At 67.2% G+C, this 16,502-nt stretch carries 20 protein-coding genes and 2 pseudogenes; 6 read left to right on the top strand and 16 right to left on the bottom strand.

Translation table 11 applies throughout. From position 1 onward, the window contains the following. Positions 1 to 194, bottom strand: a pseudogene (locus tag FCN22_RS22425) (IS30 family transposase); the annotation flags it as partial. A 30-nt stretch (positions 195 to 224) separates the two neighbouring features. After that, positions 225 to 683 carry an SRPBCC domain-containing protein gene (locus FCN22_RS20300; RefSeq protein WP_162308276.1) on the bottom strand — a complete coding sequence of 153 codons (459 nt, stop codon included), beginning with the start codon at positions 681 to 683 and terminating at the stop codon, positions 225 to 227. Between the two features lie 167 nt (positions 684 to 850). Here FCN22_RS20300 and pepE point away from each other — a divergent pair, with 167 nt between their 5' ends. Continuing rightward, a complete protein-coding gene (pepE, locus tag FCN22_RS20295; RefSeq protein ID WP_137123380.1) occupies positions 851 to 1,579 on the top strand; it encodes a dipeptidase PepE in 729 nt (242 codons plus the stop codon). 214 nt (positions 1,580 to 1,793) lie between these two features. Here the strand turns inward: pepE and FCN22_RS20290 are convergent, their stop codons facing one another. Both FCN22_RS20290 and FCN22_RS20285 read right to left on the bottom strand, forming a co-directional pair. Then, positions 1,794 to 2,333, bottom strand: coding sequence for a DUF1697 domain-containing protein (locus FCN22_RS20290; RefSeq protein ID WP_137123379.1), 540 nt, complete (start codon positions 2,331 to 2,333; stop codon positions 1,794 to 1,796). Between the two features lie 188 nt (positions 2,334 to 2,521). Beyond that, positions 2,522 to 3,394 (bottom strand): DUF427 domain-containing protein, encoded by an 873-nt coding sequence (locus FCN22_RS20285; protein ID WP_137123378.1) that lies wholly within the window; start codon positions 3,392 to 3,394, stop codon positions 2,522 to 2,524. Between the two features lie 203 nt (positions 3,395 to 3,597). On the opposite strand from FCN22_RS20285, the gene FCN22_RS20280 reads away from it, so the two are divergent. Together FCN22_RS20280 and FCN22_RS20275 are read left to right on the top strand one after the other, a co-directional pair. Continuing rightward, positions 3,598 to 4,434 (top strand): SDR family oxidoreductase, encoded by an 837-nt coding sequence (locus tag FCN22_RS20280; protein ID WP_137123377.1) that lies wholly within the window; start codon positions 3,598 to 3,600, stop codon positions 4,432 to 4,434. Between the two features lie 304 nt (positions 4,435 to 4,738). Further along, on the top strand, positions 4,739 to 5,173 hold the full coding sequence (locus FCN22_RS20275; protein ID WP_137123376.1) for a VOC family protein: 435 nt from the start codon (positions 4,739 to 4,741) through the stop codon (positions 5,171 to 5,173). A 321-nt stretch (positions 5,174 to 5,494) separates the two neighbouring features. Here the strand turns inward: FCN22_RS20275 and FCN22_RS20270 are convergent, their stop codons facing one another. From FCN22_RS20270 to FCN22_RS20255, 4 genes are all read right to left on the bottom strand, one after another. After that, positions 5,495 to 6,337 carry an alpha/beta fold hydrolase gene (locus FCN22_RS20270; RefSeq protein WP_137123375.1) on the bottom strand — a complete coding sequence of 281 codons (843 nt, stop codon included), beginning with the start codon at positions 6,335 to 6,337 and terminating at the stop codon, positions 5,495 to 5,497. 7 nt (positions 6,338 to 6,344) lie between these two features. After that, positions 6,345 to 6,743, bottom strand: a complete 399-nt coding sequence (locus FCN22_RS20265; protein ID WP_202911712.1) for a nuclear transport factor 2 family protein — start codon at positions 6,741 to 6,743, stop codon at positions 6,345 to 6,347. 230 nt (positions 6,744 to 6,973) lie between these two features. Beyond that, complete coding sequence (locus FCN22_RS21715) at positions 6,974 to 7,120, bottom strand: hypothetical protein (protein WP_162308275.1); 147 nt, start codon at positions 7,118 to 7,120, stop codon at positions 6,974 to 6,976. Between the two features lie 121 nt (positions 7,121 to 7,241). Further along, a complete protein-coding gene (locus FCN22_RS20255) occupies positions 7,242 to 7,814 on the bottom strand; it encodes a dihydrofolate reductase family protein (RefSeq protein ID WP_137123374.1) in 573 nt (190 codons plus the stop codon). Here FCN22_RS20255 and FCN22_RS20250 point away from each other — a divergent pair. Continuing rightward, positions 7,813 to 8,967, top strand: coding sequence for a sigma-70 family RNA polymerase sigma factor (locus FCN22_RS20250; RefSeq protein ID WP_137123373.1), 1,155 nt, complete (start codon positions 7,813 to 7,815; stop codon positions 8,965 to 8,967). The two genes, FCN22_RS20255 and FCN22_RS20250, sit on opposite strands and share 2 nt — an antisense overlap. A gap of 693 nt (positions 8,968 to 9,660) precedes the next feature. On the opposite strand, the gene FCN22_RS20245 is transcribed toward FCN22_RS20250, so the two are convergent. The 8 genes and pseudogenes from FCN22_RS20245 to FCN22_RS20210 all read right to left on the bottom strand — a co-directional run bounded on the left by FCN22_RS20245 (position 9,661) and on the right by FCN22_RS20210 (position 15,286). Then, the gene (locus tag FCN22_RS20245; RefSeq protein ID WP_137123372.1) at positions 9,661 to 10,287 is read right to left on the bottom strand and encodes a TetR/AcrR family transcriptional regulator; all 627 of its coding nucleotides are present in this window, start codon (positions 10,285 to 10,287) and stop codon (positions 9,661 to 9,663) included. Then, complete coding sequence (locus FCN22_RS20240) at positions 10,284 to 10,793, bottom strand: luciferase domain-containing protein (protein ID WP_137123371.1); 510 nt, start codon at positions 10,791 to 10,793, stop codon at positions 10,284 to 10,286. Before FCN22_RS20240 ends, FCN22_RS20245 begins: the two co-directional genes overlap by 4 nt. A gap of 1 nt (position 10,794) precedes the next feature. Continuing rightward, the gene (locus tag FCN22_RS20235; protein WP_137123370.1) at positions 10,795 to 11,241 is read right to left on the bottom strand and encodes a VOC family protein; all 447 of its coding nucleotides are present in this window, start codon (positions 11,239 to 11,241) and stop codon (positions 10,795 to 10,797) included. Between the two features lie 68 nt (positions 11,242 to 11,309). Continuing rightward, positions 11,310 to 11,765 carry a cupin domain-containing protein gene (locus FCN22_RS20230; protein WP_137123369.1) on the bottom strand — a complete coding sequence of 152 codons (456 nt, stop codon included), beginning with the start codon at positions 11,763 to 11,765 and terminating at the stop codon, positions 11,310 to 11,312. 538 nt (positions 11,766 to 12,303) lie between these two features. Beyond that, positions 12,304 to 12,588: pseudogene (locus tag FCN22_RS22895) on the bottom strand (epoxide hydrolase N-terminal domain-containing protein); the annotation flags it as partial. 295 nt (positions 12,589 to 12,883) lie between these two features. Beyond that, positions 12,884 to 14,032 carry a PIG-L family deacetylase gene (locus FCN22_RS20220; protein ID WP_137123368.1) on the bottom strand — a complete coding sequence of 383 codons (1,149 nt, stop codon included), beginning with the start codon at positions 14,030 to 14,032 and terminating at the stop codon, positions 12,884 to 12,886. 66 nt (positions 14,033 to 14,098) lie between these two features. Further along, complete coding sequence (locus FCN22_RS20215; protein ID WP_137123367.1) at positions 14,099 to 14,815, bottom strand: DUF2652 domain-containing protein; 717 nt, start codon at positions 14,813 to 14,815, stop codon at positions 14,099 to 14,101. 30 nt (positions 14,816 to 14,845) lie between these two features. Beyond that, positions 14,846 to 15,286, bottom strand: a complete 441-nt coding sequence (locus FCN22_RS20210; RefSeq protein ID WP_137123366.1) for an LbetaH domain-containing protein — start codon at positions 15,284 to 15,286, stop codon at positions 14,846 to 14,848. 234 nt (positions 15,287 to 15,520) lie between these two features. Between FCN22_RS20210 and FCN22_RS20205 the strand changes: the two genes are divergently transcribed. After that, positions 15,521 to 15,841, top strand: coding sequence for a hypothetical protein (locus FCN22_RS20205; protein WP_137123365.1), 321 nt, complete (start codon positions 15,521 to 15,523; stop codon positions 15,839 to 15,841). 51 nt (positions 15,842 to 15,892) lie between these two features. After that, positions 15,893 to 16,465, top strand: coding sequence for a methyltransferase family protein (locus tag FCN22_RS22420; protein ID WP_238384870.1), 573 nt, complete (start codon positions 15,893 to 15,895; stop codon positions 16,463 to 16,465). Positions 16,466 to 16,502 lie beyond the last annotated feature (37 nt).

The raw sequence follows: 16,502 nt of genomic DNA, 5'->3' as shown, positions 1-16,502 counted from the left end.
AAACATCGCTTGCGTCGTCCCGCATCCGCCGATGGCATCACCCCGCCACGATCTCGAAACCAGGCCCGCCCCTTGGTCGCCGACACGCCCACCACCACCGCGGCCTGCTCAACCGTCAGGCAATCGCGGACCTGAGCCCAGAACCGATACTCCACCTCAACCGGCAACCGCGGACTACCCCGACGAGCACTCATCTGCACACCTCTCAACGCCAGGTGTTGCAGTCACCCCTTGAGGCCAAGCCAGCAAACAACGCCGTGATCCCTGGCCGCCGAATCGCCGATCCGGAGCGGCGACCCTTCGGTGTGGACCGCAAAGGTCAAAGCGCGCCTGTCGCACCAGAAGCGACCTGAGGTAGTCCTCCATCTTGCCCCAACTGTTTCCTGGCCGTCGGTCCGGGTCATGCGGTCCCGCCCGGTCTGGTCGCGGAAAGCGAGGTTCATCCGCGCCGTCGTGACTCCATTCGTCTCGTGCAGATCGACGGTCTCGACGTCCCCCGCGTCGGGCCACCCTTCGAATAGCCATGTGTCGACGAGCCGGGACGGTCGCTCGATCTGCAGATAGGTGCCCCGGAATGAACACTCGGTGCCGTCGCTTGTCACGAACACGATGTGGTAGGTCCCACCGACGCGAAGCTCGATCTCACACACGGTCATCGTGTCCTCGAACGGTGCGAACGTCATCCAGTCCCGCACGGGCCGCAGCTGTTCGGGTTAGAGGCGGTACAGGCGGCGGCCATCCGCCCGGGACGTGACAAGCCCCACCGAGCGCTCGCCCGCGATCAGCGCATCGAGGATCTCGCGACGGTGGAGGTCGGCGACAGCGGTTATCTGGGTGGAAGAATGCCGCCGTGCGTCTGTTGCTCTTGTCGAACGGTGTAGTGCCGGGTCGCGGCTACCTGGCGCACGCGGTGCCGACCTTGCACCGGATGCTGAGGCCCGGCGACCGAGTCGCGTTCGTCCCGTACGCCCAGCACTTGACGGACCAGCACACCGAGCTGGTGGCCGCCGCCTTGGCTCCACTGTGCGTCGAACTGGTCGGCGTGCATCGGGGCACGCGGCCGCGATCGGTCGTCGACGCCGCGGATGCCGTCTTCGTCGGTGGGGGAAACGCCTTCAGGCTGCTGACCGCGTTGTACCAATACGACTTGGTCGAACCGATCCGCGGACTTGTCCACTCCGGTCGACCCTATGTCGGGTCGAGCGCGGGGACGAACGTGGCCTGTCCCTCGATCCGCACAACCAATGACATGCCCATTGCCCAGCCGCCGACCTTCGAGGCGCTGGGCCTCGTGCCGTTTCAGGTCAACCCGCACTACCCAGCGGACGAGGTGATGGCAGGTCACTTCGGGGAGAGCCGGGACAAGCGCCTCTCGGAGTTCCTTGAGGACAACGACGTGCCGGTCCTCGGACTCCATGAAGGCTCGTGGGTACAGGTCGAGGGAAAGCAGGCAACTCTCGGTGGTGTCGCCGGAGGGCGGCTGTTTCGCCGCGGTTCCGCGCCCACCGACCTGAGGGTCGGAACGGACCTGAGCCACCTCCTCTCCGTGGCGGGGCACTTCGACAACCCGGTCGGCTGACCCGCACGCCGGTCCCGACCCACCCGCGGTGTGACCGCGGCTGGGTCGGACGGCCGGTAGGAAAGCTCGCAGCACGCCGACCGCGATCGTCTGCTCACGGCCGAAAACGCGATGCCATCCGCCGAAGTGCTCCTCGATACCCGGAGGAGCAGCTCAGCCACCGCTGGGGGCCGAGCCCGGTCGGAACGAAAGCGTCACCACTGATCGGTCAGTACTACGGGACGTTGTCCTTCTCGAGCTGGATCTTGTACGCAAGTCGGATCATGGTGCCTGCGCCGCGCGAGGTGACGGGAACTGCCAACAGCCGTTCCAGGGCGGGCGTGGCATAGCTCGTCCGGGGACGCTCGTTCACCGAGACCGCGTGCTGACCATCCGCTTCGACCACACTGACCCTTCCGGAGCCAGGGGTCCAAGGCACTGGCTCGGGAAAGGTGGCTGGCCCGTCGAAGAGCGAGACCTCAGCGTTCGCCTCCGCGAACCCGCCCCTGATGAGGCGTTCCGATAGCTCGGTGACCCACCGGGCACTGCGGACGATGACCTTGTCGGCGTAGCCACACGCAGGGGTCAAGACGGTGACGACATCCCGGGCGGCCTGCCCGGGTCGCCTCGCCGTGAACAGCACGGTGCCGTTGGTCTGGAAGGAAAGCGCCACGCTCGCGCCTGCGGTGGCGAAGGCGTCGATCAGTTGCGGACGAGTTGGGCTCAGCCCCTGAGCCAGATTGAGGTTACGGAAGAAGGCGACCGACTCAATCATGCTCCACCGTACGACGAGACAGAGGGCATGAGGGCCCCCGTCCTTGACCTGCTGGCGGGTCTCTCGGGGTCGGGCTGTGGAGCCAGGAAAACCCGCACGACCCGATCCGCATCTTCGCGGTCAAACGGCCCAAACCACAAGCCGCCGACTACGACGCGATCCTTCGGCCAGCACCACGGCGGCCCGCGTCAGCCGAACTCGAGGTCACCGGAGGATGCCGCCTGTGCGAACTGGCGCTGCTGCTCCTCGGGAGTGGACCACGGCGTGACCGGCCTGGCAGCCGGCACGCCATCGATCACTAGGTCGGTGCGCTCGTTGAAGAAGCAGATCATGTCCCGAACCGGCTCCGCGTCCTGCAGGGGATCCGGATAGGTCCACCCGATCGCCTCCCCAGGCGCGCCTGCCCCGCCGATCGAAAAGTACGACGCGTGCCCCTTGTAAGCACACGTGCTCCGGTGCTCGCTCGGCTCCAACAGCTCCATCCGCACGTCCGCGCGCGGCAGGTACCACCGCGTCGGTAGGTGTGTTTCCAACAAAGCCACCGCCCGCCGCGTGTCGGCGAGCACGACGCCGTCGAAGAGGACCTGCACGTGCCGGTCCGAGCGCAATGTGTCGATCCGCTTGAACGGGTCATGCGGGTGCCCAACCGCCACCTGCGCCTCCTCCAGCCAGGAGAAGCGGGGGAAGTCCAGCAGCACATAGCCCACCAGCGCCTCATCCGACGGGCGAAAGGCCGCCTGGAGCAGCTGCTTTTCGCCCACCTGCACATCCAGTGGCTGCCCCGGGCAGCTGTGAGTCGCGAAGTCCTCCGGGCCGAGCACCGGAGGCAGCACACCTGGTGCCTCTCGCACCGGCGCCCCGCTTGGAACCAGTCGGGCCTGCAACGCCCCCTCCGGAACGGCGTACACCGGGACGAGTCGGCGCGGCTCCCACACCAGCAGCGCCACCTGGGTGTCCACCAACAGCTCCTCGCCGTAGCGGACCCGCACCCTGCGCGCCGTCGGCTCGAAGCGCAATTGCGGCAAAGCGCCCATCAGGTACCCACGCATCTTCAGTGCCATGACCCCAGCCTCCGGCCTCCCGGACACCAAGGCAAGAGCACCATCGTTGGCGCCGCTGCCCAGCACGCAACCACCGCGGACCCCGGCCCACGTGCAGAGCGACCTCGCGGTCGTCCCAATGCCCTCTGCCTATGGCACATGATCGCCTCGCGGGCGGGTACTACCGGTGCGACCACCCGCCACGGCATCCTCAAGGAGAAGCCATGCCCCACGAACCCGTCCAGCAACCTCCCGCCACCGAAGAGGCGATGAAGAACAAGCCGGATCACGGCGAGGAGAGCTACCGCGGATCCGGTCGCCTCGAGGGAAAGGTAGCCGTGATCACCGGCGCCGACAGCGGTATCGGCAAGGCCGTCGCCATCGCGTATGCACGCGAAGGCGCTGACGTGCTGATCTCCTACCTCAGCGAGGACACCGATGCCGAGGACACCAGGAAGTGGGTCGAGGACGCTGGTCGCAAGGCCGTCTTGGTCCGCGGTGACCTCGCGGACGCCCAGCAGTGCCGCAACGTGGTCGAGCGCGCCGTGCAGGAGTGGGGCCGGATCGACGTCCTCGTGAGCAACGCGGCCTACCAGATGTCCCGCGAGTCGGTCGAAAAGATTCCCGACGAGGAGTGGGACCACACGATGGCCACGAACCTCAGCGCGCTGTTCCATTTGGTGAAGGCGGCCGTGCCGCACATGCGCCCAGGCTCATCCATCATCGGGTCGTCGTCGGTCAACTCCGACACGCCGAGCCCGACGTTGATGCCCTACGCGGCGACGAAGGCCGCCATCGCCAACATGACCGCCAGCCTCGCGCAACTGCTGGGCCCCAAGGGTATCCGCGCGAACAGCGTCGCCCCCGGCCCCATATGGACACCGCTGATCCCCTCGACCATGCCCAAGGAGAAGGTCGAGAGCTTCGGTGAGGACACACCCCTGGGACGCCCCGGCCAGCCGGCGGAGCTCGCACCGGTGTACGTGCTGCTCGCCTCCGACGAGGCCAGCTACGTCTCCGGCGCACGAGTCGCGGTGACCGGCGGCCGTCCCATCCTCTGATCCGACGCACAAACCATGGGGCTGCCCCATCGGTACTCGAAGCTCTGCTGCCTTGCCGCGCTTAGCAGCATGGACCTGGCCGATGACCCCACCGACTGAGAACCGCTGCCTCGGCGTCCAGGGCCGCGGCACGATCGCGCTGCCTGCCGATGTCCGTTGATAATGAGTTGCGCTGCCGGTGGCGACGCGTCGGCGACCACGATGACTTCAAGAAGCCGTAAGCCACCTGACCGGTAGCCGATCGGTTAGCGGGCTTGTCGATCGAGCGCTGTTACGGGCCGCGGCGCTGGCGTAGGTTGCCTGAGTGATCAACAATCGCTCGGTTCCAACCGCGACGGTCATCCCCGTGCTGGTGTATCCCGACGTTCGTGCCGCGGTGACCTGGCTCACCGATGTCTTCGGCTTCGTCGAACGCGTCCGCGTAGGTGAGGCACACCGGTCACAGATGCAGATCGGGCTCGATGGCGCGATGATCGTCGCCGACGTCAGAGGCGAACAGCAACCGCCGCAGGCACACGCCACGACCCACATCATCAAGGTGCGCGTTGAGGACGTGGACGCCCAGTTCGAGCGTGCCCGCTCCTGCGGCGCGCGAGTACTGCAGGAGCCGACCGAGTATGAGTACGGCGAACGGGAGTCCACGGTGGAGGACCTGGCCGGGCACCGCTGGCAGTTCACCCAGACCCTACGCGACGTGGCTCCCGAGGAATTAGGCCTCGAAGGCACCGGTTGGCGCTAGGAGCGCTCGACGAACCGCCGCAATCAGGAACCCGCTTCCGGCGACGCTGCGCGGCACCAGCGAGTTGACCGGAGCCTCGACCGCGTTCTCGCATTCGCGCAATCGCTCGTGCTCGGTGCGCTGTCATCGCTCCAGGCGATGAGCCTGCGACACGGTCTGCGTGCAGGTATTCACGGCCGCGCCGGAGCAGTTCCCGCGCGCGCAGTTCCGCGAGCTGGCGCCCGCCCTGTTGTAGACCGCTCCCCTGTTTGCGGCCCGCCGAACTCTAGCCTCCGACGCCCGTTGCTGCTGAAGCCCTACCCGCGCGGCACGCGCCGTCCTCTACCCCAGCGTGAGCATTGCCTCGGCGAGCTCGCCGGCCGCAGAGTCGGGGATCGCAGTGGCAGCCTTCTCGAGGACGAGCAGCCGTGCGCCTGAAATCTCGCGCGCGATGGCCAGGCCGTTGCCGACCGGGAAGAACGGGTCCCGGCGGCCGTGGACGACGAGCGTCGAGACCTCGATCTCGGGCAGGCGTTCGCGCCAGCGGGGTTTGCAGTTGAGCTTGGCGAAGACCGTGCCGAGCTGGTTGGCTACCTGGGCCGGGGGCGCGGTACTTGGTGTGCGGTCCCAGATGCGCGCGGCGATCGCGCGTGCGGCGACGGGGTCGTCGCCGAGGATCTCCGCGCGGCCAGTGGCGAAGTCCGCCACGGCCTCGCGGTCGGACCAGTCGGGCATCGGGCGCGTGAAGAGGCGCTTCATCGTCGACTTGTCGTGGTCGGGCAGGTCAGCGTCGCACTTGCCCGGCGCGACCGCGCGGGTGCCGACCAAGGTGAGCGCCGAGAACGCGCCGGGGTGGTCGAGCGCCGCGGTCTGGGCGACCATCCCGCCGACTCCAATCCCTCCGAGGTGCGCAGGCCCACCGCCGAGCGCGTCGACAAGGGCCGCCGCGTCGGCAGCGAGGTCGCGCAGGGTGTAGGCGGGCGCTCCCGGGTCCGCCGTCGTCGACTCACCGCTATCACGCAGGTCGTAGCGGACCACGCGACGCCCGCCGGCAGCGAGGCGCTCGCAAAGCGCGTCCGGCCAGGAGAGCATCGTCGTGCCGCCCGCGAGCAAGATGAGTGGTGCGTCGTCGTCACCGAAGGACTCCATGCCCAAGGTGACCTGATTGGCGTCGATGGTGGTCATCGGTCGGTCAGCTCTTCAGGGCGGCGACAGTCGGCGCGGTCTTTGAGTAGCCGGCAGCCTCGACGATCTTGCCGTCGACGACCCGCATGACGTTCACGCCACAGACCGAGTCGTCGGGGCCGGGACCCCATATGTACCGCCAGCGGATGAGTGCCCACTCATCGCCGGTGTTGATGTCCTCCACCTCGAAGTGGCTGGTGCGGTCCTCTATGAGCGCCTTCCACGAGCTGAGCGAGGCGTCATAGCCCTCGTAGCGGGTGCCGTTGGGGGCGGGCTGGACGCTCTCCATGACACAGTCTGGGGCGATGATGTCTGCGAGGAGGGTGGCGTCCCGTTCCTGGAACGCCCGGTTGAAGCGGTCGATGACCTGGACGGTTGTCTGACTCATGTCAGTGGGCTTCAGCATCGCGGTCTCCTTCTTGATTGGGTTGATCTCGTCTCCGTCGGCACGGTGCCCCAGAGCGGTGTGAAGATAAGTCGTCGCTTGGTTAGACGGACCCACCACCTAGTTCTCATCGGTGGAGACGCGCGATCAGGCGATGGGTCACAAGTCCAGCGGATTCGTGAGAGTGGGTCCGAGGAGTGTCGCTTCCAGGACACCGGCGGCATCACTGTCGGAGACGGCACGCTCATCGGCTACGGCAGCACCCTGACAACGGTGACCGACTCATCGACCGGATTGCCCGTGAGCCGACCCAGCAAGGCCTGCACCTCCTCGGGCGAGCGGTACCCGGTGTTGAGCTCTGCGACGGTCCGCAGTGCCTCCTGGGCGGCGTCGTGCATGACCCCGCAGGCGGATCCACTTGCGGCACAATGCGATCCCGATCGCGTCCTGATGTGTCGATATGCCCACGTTCATCGGGGTTCGGAATCCAGGCGGATGCCGGTCAGACGGGAGTCTGCGCTAGCTGATGTCGTAGATTAGGTGCACAAGGTTGGTTCCGATCGGCTGGGTACTGACCAAGCGCAGGGATGCCCGAGCGGCCAGTCCGTCCAGGAGGTGCTCGCCGCCGCCGAGGATGTAGGGGTGCAGCGTGAGCCGGACCTGGTCGGCCAGGTGGTGGTCGATCAAGGTGCGCGTCAGTTGAGCGCTGCCGTACACGACGATGTCGCGTTCATATCGTTCCTTGAGTCGGGTCACCTCTCTGGCAACCTCGCCGCGGAGGATGGTCCCGCCGATCCACTCCGGCGTGTCCAGGGTGGAGGAGATGACGTACTTCGGCATCTCGCGCAGTCGCTCTGCCCACGCGCCCCCGCGGGTGTTCCAGCCGGCACCGGCGAAGAAGTGGTCGGTCCTCCGGCCGAGCAACAAGGCGTCCGCGCCGAGCGCCTCGTCATACTCGACCTCGGCCCAGGCCTCGTAGTCCTCAGGCGTCACTTGCGTGAACCAGCCGCGGCGGTCCGAGCCATCTTCGCCGATGGGGTCCTGGACGCCACCGTCCAGGCAGACGTTCTCACTCAGGACGAGCATGCCCATGATCTGTTCTCCTCAGGTAGTCCACACAGGTTTCGGTATTTCCCGTGCTCCGGTAGTGCAGACACCACCGATCCGGCAGATTGGTCGGCGGTGGACCGCCACGTCGGCGGCCCGCGCGGTGTCAGTACCTGTGACAGCGGCGACGCAGGAGGAGGACCTGTTGGCAGATCTGATCACACGGGCGCTGGCCGGTGACGAGGACGCGTTCCGTGCTCTCATCGAGCCGCATCGGCGCGAGTTGCACGTGCACTGCTACCGGATGCTCGGCTCGGTCGACGACGCCGAGGACGTCCTTCAGGAGACGCTCCTGGCCGCTTGGCGTGGGCTGTCGGGTTACGAGAAACGGGCGTCGATCCGTACCTGGCTCTATCGGATCGCCACCAATCGCTGCCTGAACACGCTTCGTGCCGCGAAGCGGCGACCGGCCAGGAACTGGGATGTCACGGCTTTCGACCCGCCCGAGCCGACCCGATACGGCGAGGTGCCCTGGCTCGAGGCGCTGCCGGACGTGCTTCTCGAGGGCGCGTTCGACGTCCCCCTGCAACCAGAGGCACGCTACGAGCAGCGTGAGTCGATCTCGTTGGCCTTTATCACAGCGCTGCAGTTGCTGCCGCCGCGCCAAACAGCCGTGCTGGTGCTGCGTGACGTCCTGGGCTTTCCGGGCACCGAGGTGGCGGCGATGCTCGACACAACCGTCGAGTCAGTCGCCAGCGCCGTCAAGCGGGCCCGAGCAACGCTTGCGCAGCGCCGTCCTTCACGCACAGACAGCCCTCCCGCCGCTGGATCGCGAGCCGAACAGGCACTTCTCGAACGGTTCGTGGTTGCCTACGAAGCCTCCGACGTCGAGGCGCTCGTCGCGTTGTTGTCCGACGATGTGTTCGTGTCGATGCCGCCGATGCCGCAGGAATACCTCGGCCGCGAGGCCGCGACTCGCTTCCTCCGAACGGCCGTTACGGGCAGGAGCTTCGCCCTCGTGCCGACCCGGGCCAACGGGCAGCCGGCGTTCGGACTCTACGCATCACTCCCCAACCGACCTCGATCCGGCAGCGGTCTGATCGTCCTGGGGCTGGCGCGCGACCAGATCACCGCGCTGACTCGATTCGAGCCGGAGACGTTCCCATCCTTTGGTCTACCGGAGACCTGGCCTGGGTGAGAACTGCACCGGTACAGAGTCGCCATGCGGCGACGTTGCCAGACGGTCAGCGAGCGTCCTGTCAGGTGGTGGCGGTTCGCGTGGCGGTGACCACGGTTGTGGTGTAGCGCACCGTGACTCTTCCTCCCGCGGCGTCGATCGCGGCGCCGGTGTCAGCAAGTAGTTGTTCGATCTTGTCCGGTGGGAGCCGCGTGTAGAAGCCCCCGGTGGGCGGCCCGTCCAGGTATTCGTCGCGGGTGCAGAACTGCTCCCAGTCGAATCGCCACTGTTCTGGCTCGTCGAAGCGGCCCGCCTGGCGTATCCCATTGGCGCCGTTGGCGGCCAGTGTCGAGAACCCGTTCGCGCGGCCTGGCCTGCAGGCGGTCGGCGAGCGTGGCGGGCAGCACCCGGCGCGCGGCCGCGGCGAAGGCGTCCGCCAGGTCAGCCGGCAGCTGGGGATCGTTGCGAAACACGGCCAAAGGGCCGGCGGGCCGCAGCACGGCGGCGGCCTTGACTGCGCCTGCGACCGGTTCCACCCAGTGCCAGCTCTGTCCTTCAATGACCGCATCGAACGTACGGCCGGCGGGGTCCCATGTCTCGAAGGTCGCCACCCCGACGACAAGCCCACATTGGCCCGCCCACTGGGCCATCCGCTCGTCGGGCTCGACGCCAAGCAAACGGAAGCCGGCCGCCTCGAACTGTCGGGCGGCGATCTCACGCCTCGTCGATGGTGGCTTGGACGAGTGTCGCCGCGATCCAGGCCATGACGTCGAGGGCGGTTTCCTGGTCTACGTGAGCGATGTCGGTGCTCCACACCACGGCATCTGCTCCGAAGAGCGGGACGAGGGCCACGGCCAGCCGCTCGCGTGCGGCCTGGGAGACGTGCGCGGGAAGGCCCTCGAGCAGTTCGGAGATCCATACGTCACGATTCGTCTGACCGCGGCGGGGAACGCGATTGGCACGCTCGGGCGCGAGCGAGAGTCGAAGGAGGGTCCGCAACTCGTGCTCGTGGTCGAACGCCCAGACGCCCATCCTGCGGACCAGCGTGGATGCCTGCTCGGGCAGGCCTGTCGGAGAGGTGTCGTCGTCCGGCGTGTCCGGTTCCGGTGGCTGCAAGCGCTGGCCGGCGTCCTCGACGAGTGGCATGGTCGCGTGCATGAGCACCGCGTCATTGTTGGGGAGGTACCGGTAGGCCGTGGCTCTCGAGACGCCGGCGAGCTCGGCGGCCGACTGGACGGTGAGTGGAGCCCCGGTCCGAAGGAGCTCGCGCGCCGCCTCGCTGAGCAGGCGTCGCGTGCGTTCGGTGGGGCTGGGGCGGGAGTGCTTCGGTTGAGATGTCATCGTTCCTCTGGGGTCGGCGGTCCGTTCCGGCCCCGGTGGGCCACGGCGAACTCGTATGACGCGCGCACAAGTCGCAGGATGACGTCGCGTTCCTCCGTGTCGCGCGGCGCGTACAGCATGACGACGGTGGGCGGCGCCTCGCCGGTGTGCCCCAGATAGTGCGGCTCGGCCCACCCCGCCCGCTGGGCGCTTGCCGCCAGCGATGCCGGGAGGGTCGTATGCAGGCTGAAGTCGCCGGCAGCGTGTGCGTGACAGAACTCCCGGTCGACCATGAACGCCTCGGGCGGCCCTGACTCGGAGTCGGCGGCAAGCACGAGGGCACGGGAGCCTTCGACGGCAATCTGGGACGGTTGTCGCCTCACGTGCGGCCACGTCGCCGCTTCAGCCAGGATCAAGTCCAGTTGCCGAGCGTCCTCTGGCTGCTGGTCGAGCTGGCTGTGCGGGATGCTCTCGGTGGTCTGCGGGGGTACTCCTGCGCGGGGTGGCAGGTCCAGCTCAGTGAGCATCTCAGGACGCCGACCAGAACAGCTCGACCGGGATGCCATCGGGGTCGGGGACGACCATGGCGGCGTGGGGCGGCTCGTCCTTGTCCTCAACCGGTCCGTGCGCGACGCCGAGCGTGTCCAGGTGCGTGGTCCAGGCATCGAGGTCCGAGCGGTCGTTGACCCGCAGGGCCACGTGATCGAGGCCCGTGCGGCGGGCGTCGAATCGCTCCCGGTCGGCCTGCGGGTGGTGGTCCAACCCGAGGAACAAGGACGTTCCGGGACGGGTCATGACCACGGTGTGGCCACCGCCGGCGGGATGGGGCTCGACGAACGCGCGGACCATACCGAGGACCCGGCTGTACCAGGCCTCGCTGGTCTCGATGTCGCGGACGGTCAGGCCGAGGTGATGGAATCCGACGACGGTGGGCATCGTGGTGGCTGGTGCGTCTGGGTGGGTCGTGAGTGTCATGGTGATTCTCCTGGTGGGAAGTCCGGCGGCGGTCGTCGCTCGCCGGACCGGATGATGAGCAGACGAGGTCACGGGCGGTAGGGGTCCGTGGCGTAGCGAGCCATGACCTCGAGCACCTCTGCCGGGACGAGGACGCCGTCCGGTCCGGGACGCAAGTCGGCCAGGTCGCGGAAGTAGCCGAGGTACCGCTCCGGGGTCACGCTGCACAAGACCGTGGCCGGCGCGTCCGGGTCGGCGTTGCCGAAGGTGTGTGGGTCACCGATCGGTGCGGTGACCAGGCCTCCGGCCCGGGCGAGCAGCTCCTCGGACCCGCTGGTGAATCTCACGGCACCGGATACGACGTAGAACGTCTCGTCGTGCGCCCGGTGGACGTGCTGGGGAGGTCCGGGCCAGCCGGGGCCGGGCACGCACTCGGCGATCCCGAACCGACCGTCGACGCCGTTGCCGTCCTCGAGGATTCGGAACTTGACCGGCCCGCTGGTGAAGGTCTCGCCCTCGTCTGGAGATGTGAGCCGCACGGTCATGGCTCCTCCTTTGTGATACTACGCGTCTCATAATGAGACTGTCAGTATCATCTTCGCTTGTGAACCCATTGTCAAGGGTTGTACCGAGCGGTAGGCCCCGTCATCACGGATCGTCGCGGTCCCTGGTCGCGTCCCAGACGGTCTGCGTACCGACGTGGCGAAGCCCATGTCAGCGCCCCCGGGGCTGAACCGGCCCAGGTGCTCGACCTCACCCCCGGGCAAGGTGAGTGTCAGGCGCACCGGCGGCAACGGCTTCAAGGACTCATGACCGCCGGTGCCGTCGCAGGTGCTGGTGTACCAATGTCCGTACACCTTGAGCATGCGGCCGGGACTCACCGTTGGAGTGGGCGCCCCGTATTGCCCGCTTGCCGGCTGGTCGTCCAAGTACGGACCGACGCACGACGCGCTCGAACCGCCCGAGCCGCTCGCACACGCGACAAGCGGGGGTAGAAAGAGCATCAACCACAGGAGTCGTCTCATACCAGAGAGCATGGCGCTGTTCTGAAGTGTCGGCGCGGGTGTCGGCGACAGCGCAAACCTACTGTGATCCAACCGTCAGCCAAGCTGGGGGGAGGCCTCCGGATCTCGGGCCGGGAAGGCCGCGTACCCCACCGGGACCCCGACCAGGCGCGCATCTCCTCCATGACCCAGGCGGCCAGTCCGGTTGGGCTGTCGGTGAGAGCGAACGCCAGCGAGCGGCACGCCCATGCAGCTCGACCCGGTACTGCGGAAACGAATTCAGTTCAGCCTCTTGTGCCCGCCAGTCGAACCCCTGGCGCCAGTAGTCGACCAGTTCCTGCAGATACGCCAGGTCCGCACCATGAGCCCACGGCTCAGTGTCGGGGACTCATCCTGCCACCGCGTTCTCGCCAGCCGACGCCACAGATCCTCAATGTCGCCATCGGGGACCACCAGCGAGAACCCCTGCCCGGACACCTCGCCATCGTATGGCGCAGAGCGTCACCAGCGCTCAGCAGAGTTGTGGCCGCAGAACATCGGCACCCCTGACCACTGGCAGCACGACACTTCGCGCATGTGAAGCCCCTGTCTGGCGCACGGAGCCGGTCGAGTGCAACTCACCTACCGTCGCAGCAGAAGTGCCCGAGAATCGGTCAGGATCAGCCGGACACCCACAGCCCGGTGTCGGGCCGTCGTTCCGGAAGCACCTGAACGAAGTACTCTTGGCCGTAGAGTTCCCGCATGAGGGAGTCCGGCAGCATTCCGCGCTGGAGGCAGAACTGGCTTCGGTAGGCGCACAACGCGTCGACCTTCGCCGTCACAAAGTCGGTGACGTCGATGCACGCAGTGGCGGTGGAGTCCTCGGCAGCGGCGACGGCCGAGCCCGGCTGCATGGGTCGGTCGACGGTGGCTTGGCCACGAGGAGCGAACTTCTGCGGCTCTGTGGTGCCGAGTACCAAGCAACTCAACGGTTCGGCGGCGACCACGTGTGCGCTCCGAAGACCGTGACTGGTCACGCCAAGTTCGCCGAAGAACTCTCCGGCCGTCAGGTGACGGAGGTGGTCGGTAGTGCCGCATTCGCGCTCTTGGAGCACGTCGGCCGCCCCGGACATGATCAAGAACAACTCACCGGAGGCCTCGCCCTGCTCGATGACGTAAGCCCCCTTGGGGTACCAACGAACCTCTGAATGGTCCTGGACGAACCGCATGGTGGATGTCTGCTCGGCAAGCAACAGGAGGGCATGCACGAAGTCCAACGAAGCCGGGCTGCCGACATGCTGATTCGTCAGCCAGTGGGCGAGGCGCTCCATCAACAGCACCCCGTGCTGCGGAAAGTAGCTGTGGTAAAGACGCAATGGGCGCGGGCCAGCCCCGTCACGCACGCACGCATCGGTGGTTGCGTAACTGATGGCCGTATGGTCCGGGTGGCCGTATCCGCCGTCAGGCCCGAACGTGACCACCACGTCGGGTCGGAACTCATCGATCAACGCTGCCACCTCGTCGACCAGCGTTGAGTGGCCAACACTCTCGAGGCGACCATCGTGGTGCTCCAGGAGGCGGACGTGCCGCACGCCCAGGAAGGAACACGCGGTACGGAGCTCCTGCCCGCGCACGTCAGCGATTGTTCGACGTGTTGCAACGCGGGCGTCGCGGATCTGTCCGGCCTCCCCGCGGGTGGCCGAGGCCACCATGATGTCCGCGCCGCAAGCGGCGTAGCGGGCGAAGGTGCCACCGGCACAGAACGTCTCATCATCTGGGTGCGCGAACACCCCGAGCATCCGCGGTGACCCACCGCCCGCTGCCTGCATGTCAGCGCCGTCCTCTCGACTCGGTTAAAGCTACTAGGGATCGGCCAACCGAGGACGTAGGTCGCATCACTGACTGAGCGCGGTTGCTCGCCGGCGTCGGAGGCCGAGCAGATACGGCATGCCGAGCCCGGCGGCTGCGGCGGTGCTCACCAGGCGTCCGCGCCAGGACAGAGCAGGGAGCGGTGGGAGGGAGCCGTCGAGGTCGTCGGCGTCGACGAAGTACGCGCGAACGGGACCTATCGACTCCAGTTCCGTCGAGATCTCGTGCACGGGGGCGGTCACCGCACTCTCGCCGGCCCGATAGAGCTCCTCGGACAGCAGGACGTACTCGGGGATATCGACCGGGTTCTTCAGCAGCCGGTGGACCAGGATGACCTCGATCCCGACCGGTTTGCTGCGCTGCCGGATGGTCTGCGTGGCGACCTCGCCGATGTGCGCCACGAATTTCAGTTTCAGGTCGCCCACCTCCTTGCAGCCGGCGCACGGGCACAGGTTGGCCTCCACGTAGGCACGCTCGAGGTGGAAGGCGCGGCGCATAGACGTGGCCGCCCGCAGGACCTCGGTCACCGCCGCATCGGCATCCAGGTTGGCGGCGTCGAGGGAAAGGAAGGCCGCGTCACCCTCGATCTCGATGAGGTCAAAGCCGGGGGCGGCGTCGATCACCTTCTCAAGCAGCCTCGCGGTGTTCACCTCGGCGTGCGCGAGGCTGAACCGGTGGGTGCGCATGTAGCTCGTGTAGCCACCCATGTCCGCGATGAGCAGCAGGGCACGCGCGGACGGCATGCCCCACGGTCCCACATGCACCGGGGAGCCTCAAGGTATCTCCGGCGACCGCCTCGGAGAGTTCTTCGGCGAGTAGCTCCCTGGCTGAGCGAGGTTCGCGAACAGAACGAACCGGATCGGCTCGTCATGTGGCGGCCCGACTGGTCGAGTCAGCACGGTGTGGCTGGGTGGTGCCGTTCGGCAACCCCGAGGCGGAGGTCGACGCATCCTCCACCTTCGGGACAGCCTGCCCCTGGCCCGGCCCGCGACGTCAGCCCGTCTCGGTAGGCCAAGTCGGCTGTTGACGAAGATGTCCTTGCCCAGGGTCAGGTTCTTGCCGAACTCGCTGTAGAAGGGTGGGAAGACGGTGACCGACTCATCGACCGGTTTGCCCGTGAGCCGACCCAGCAAGGCCCGCACCTCCTCGGGCGAGCGGTACTCGGTGTTGAGCTCTGCGACGGTCCGCAGTGCCTCCTGGGCGGCGTCGTGCATGAACCTGTGCTGCTCCGAGCCACCCACGATCACGCGCCCGGCTCACGTGCTCCAAGAAGTCCTGCACCTCCATCCTCCCGATCTTGCCACCCCATGGCGCAGGGCATCACGGCGGAGCCGATCCGGTAGTCCCCGCACGGCGGTGGTGGAACGGCGCGCGGCTTCCCCTATTGCAAGGCGACGGTCACCCATCCAGCACGCGGATATGCCGCGGCGCTGGGATGGGCCCAACTGGTGCGCTCGACAGATGGTGCTTCCGGTGGCGAGTCGTTCGAGATGGACCCCTTCGACCCGTTCCGCCCCGTGACGCATCCATGTGGCTTCTTCGGGTTCCTACCCACGCTCTTCGACGCGCCCTCCCGTGACGAGGTCACGGACACGGACTGGACAGCCCACAGCTTCCTCACCCGTCTCGGCAACGGCGACCGAACCGTCGGGGCATTGCACGGCTTTTCGTGGGGCTTCTCAATCCAGGATGGCGTCATCACGCCACGAGGTCCGGAGTTGATCGGGCCCCAAGACTGGGAGGCGCACCGCAAGACCCTGGGGGGTTAGTCCGTCCGGTCAACCCAGCTGATCACCGCCCACGCCGACGATCACCGATTGATGATCGATCAGCGAGGAGACCGCGCGGATCGATTGAACGAGCATTGCGGGCTCGACGACACCGAGCGCCGGCTGACGGTGGAGGGCTGCAGGCGGCGCTGCTCGTGCACCAGCGGACGTACAGCTCCACGTGCGCCCGCTCAGCCCGCATCGGGTCAAGCTGCTGCTGGACACACCACTCAGGAACGGCCCGCAGGTCGGCCCCGCACCCGCCAGCGCGTCGGATGGCTCGGTCTTCTGTTGCGATGGTGGTCGTTCGCCACCTTGGGCAGGTACTTCACAACTGTGGTGAAGACGTCTGCCGATCAAGTGGTCGTGAGTCGCGGCCCGTATCGAGCTCTGAGGCACCCCAGCTACACCGGCCTGCTCGCGGCTTTCCTCGGCTGTGGCCTGATGCTTGGCAACTGGGTCGGCTGTGGTGCCTCGTTCCTCCCGGGCGCGACTGGTCCCTTTCGTCTGGTGACAGATACAGCCGAGTGTCGAGCTGAAGCAGACCGCGTTCGGACGAGACATCCGCTCATCGGCAAATCCGGTGTCGGCGGCGATCGAAAATTGGTCGGTTCCGGCGCCTGAAAAGTGGACAGTTTTGGTGAGTCTATGACTCGTTGTC

The sequence above is a fragment of the Segeticoccus rhizosphaerae genome (assembly GCF_005222685.1).
GTDB lineage: Bacteria > Actinomycetota > Actinomycetes > Actinomycetales > Dermatophilaceae > Segeticoccus > Segeticoccus rhizosphaerae.
This window is presented reverse-complemented; position numbering and strand designations above follow the sequence as displayed.

What these genes read in the sequence shown, in the direction of transcription:
- FCN22_RS20250 (WP_137123373.1), top strand. Translation starts at nt 7,813, where the DNA reads ATGATCTGTTCTCCTCAGGTAGTCCACACAGGTTTCGGTATTTCCCGT.
- FCN22_RS20280 (WP_137123377.1), top strand. Translation starts at nt 3,598, where the DNA reads ATGCCCCACGAACCCGTCCAGCAACCTCCCGCCACCGAAGAGGCGATG.
- FCN22_RS20245 (WP_137123372.1), bottom strand. Translation starts at nt 10,287, where the DNA reads ATGACATCTCAACCGAAGCACTCCCGCCCCAGCCCCACCGAACGCACG.
- FCN22_RS20255 (WP_137123374.1), bottom strand. Translation starts at nt 7,814, where the DNA reads ATGGGCATGCTCGTCCTGAGTGAGAACGTCTGCCTGGACGGTGGCGTC.
- FCN22_RS20270 (WP_137123375.1), bottom strand. Translation starts at nt 6,337, where the DNA reads ATGACCACCATCGACGCCAATCAGGTCACCTTGGGCATGGAGTCCTTC.
- FCN22_RS22420 (WP_238384870.1), top strand. Translation starts at nt 15,893, where the DNA reads ATGATCGATCAGCGAGGAGACCGCGCGGATCGATTGAACGAGCATTGC.
- FCN22_RS20235 (WP_137123370.1), bottom strand. Translation starts at nt 11,241, where the DNA reads ATGACACTCACGACCCACCCAGACGCACCAGCCACCACGATGCCCACC.
- FCN22_RS20230 (WP_137123369.1), bottom strand. Translation starts at nt 11,765, where the DNA reads ATGACCGTGCGGCTCACATCTCCAGACGAGGGCGAGACCTTCACCAGC.
- FCN22_RS20265 (WP_202911712.1), bottom strand. Translation starts at nt 6,743, where the DNA reads ATGCTGAAGCCCACTGACATGAGTCAGACAACCGTCCAGGTCATCGAC.
- FCN22_RS20290 (WP_137123379.1), bottom strand. Translation starts at nt 2,333, where the DNA reads ATGATTGAGTCGGTCGCCTTCTTCCGTAACCTCAATCTGGCTCAGGGG.
- FCN22_RS20285 (WP_137123378.1), bottom strand. Translation starts at nt 3,394, where the DNA reads ATGGCACTGAAGATGCGTGGGTACCTGATGGGCGCTTTGCCGCAATTG.
- FCN22_RS20215 (WP_137123367.1), bottom strand. Translation starts at nt 14,815, where the DNA reads ATGCCGTCCGCGCGTGCCCTGCTGCTCATCGCGGACATGGGTGGCTAC.
- FCN22_RS20240 (WP_137123371.1), bottom strand. Translation starts at nt 10,793, where the DNA reads ATGCTCACTGAGCTGGACCTGCCACCCCGCGCAGGAGTACCCCCGCAG.
- FCN22_RS20300 (WP_162308276.1), bottom strand. Translation starts at nt 683, where the DNA reads ATGACGTTCGCACCGTTCGAGGACACGATGACCGTGTGTGAGATCGAG.
- FCN22_RS20210 (WP_137123366.1), bottom strand. Translation starts at nt 15,286, where the DNA reads ATGCACGACGCCGCCCAGGAGGCACTGCGGACCGTCGCAGAGCTCAAC.
- FCN22_RS20220 (WP_137123368.1), bottom strand. Translation starts at nt 14,032, where the DNA reads ATGCAGGCAGCGGGCGGTGGGTCACCGCGGATGCTCGGGGTGTTCGCG.
- FCN22_RS21715 (WP_162308275.1), bottom strand. Translation starts at nt 7,120, where the DNA reads ATGCACGACGCCGCCCAGGAGGCACTGCGGACCGTCGCAGAGCTCAAC.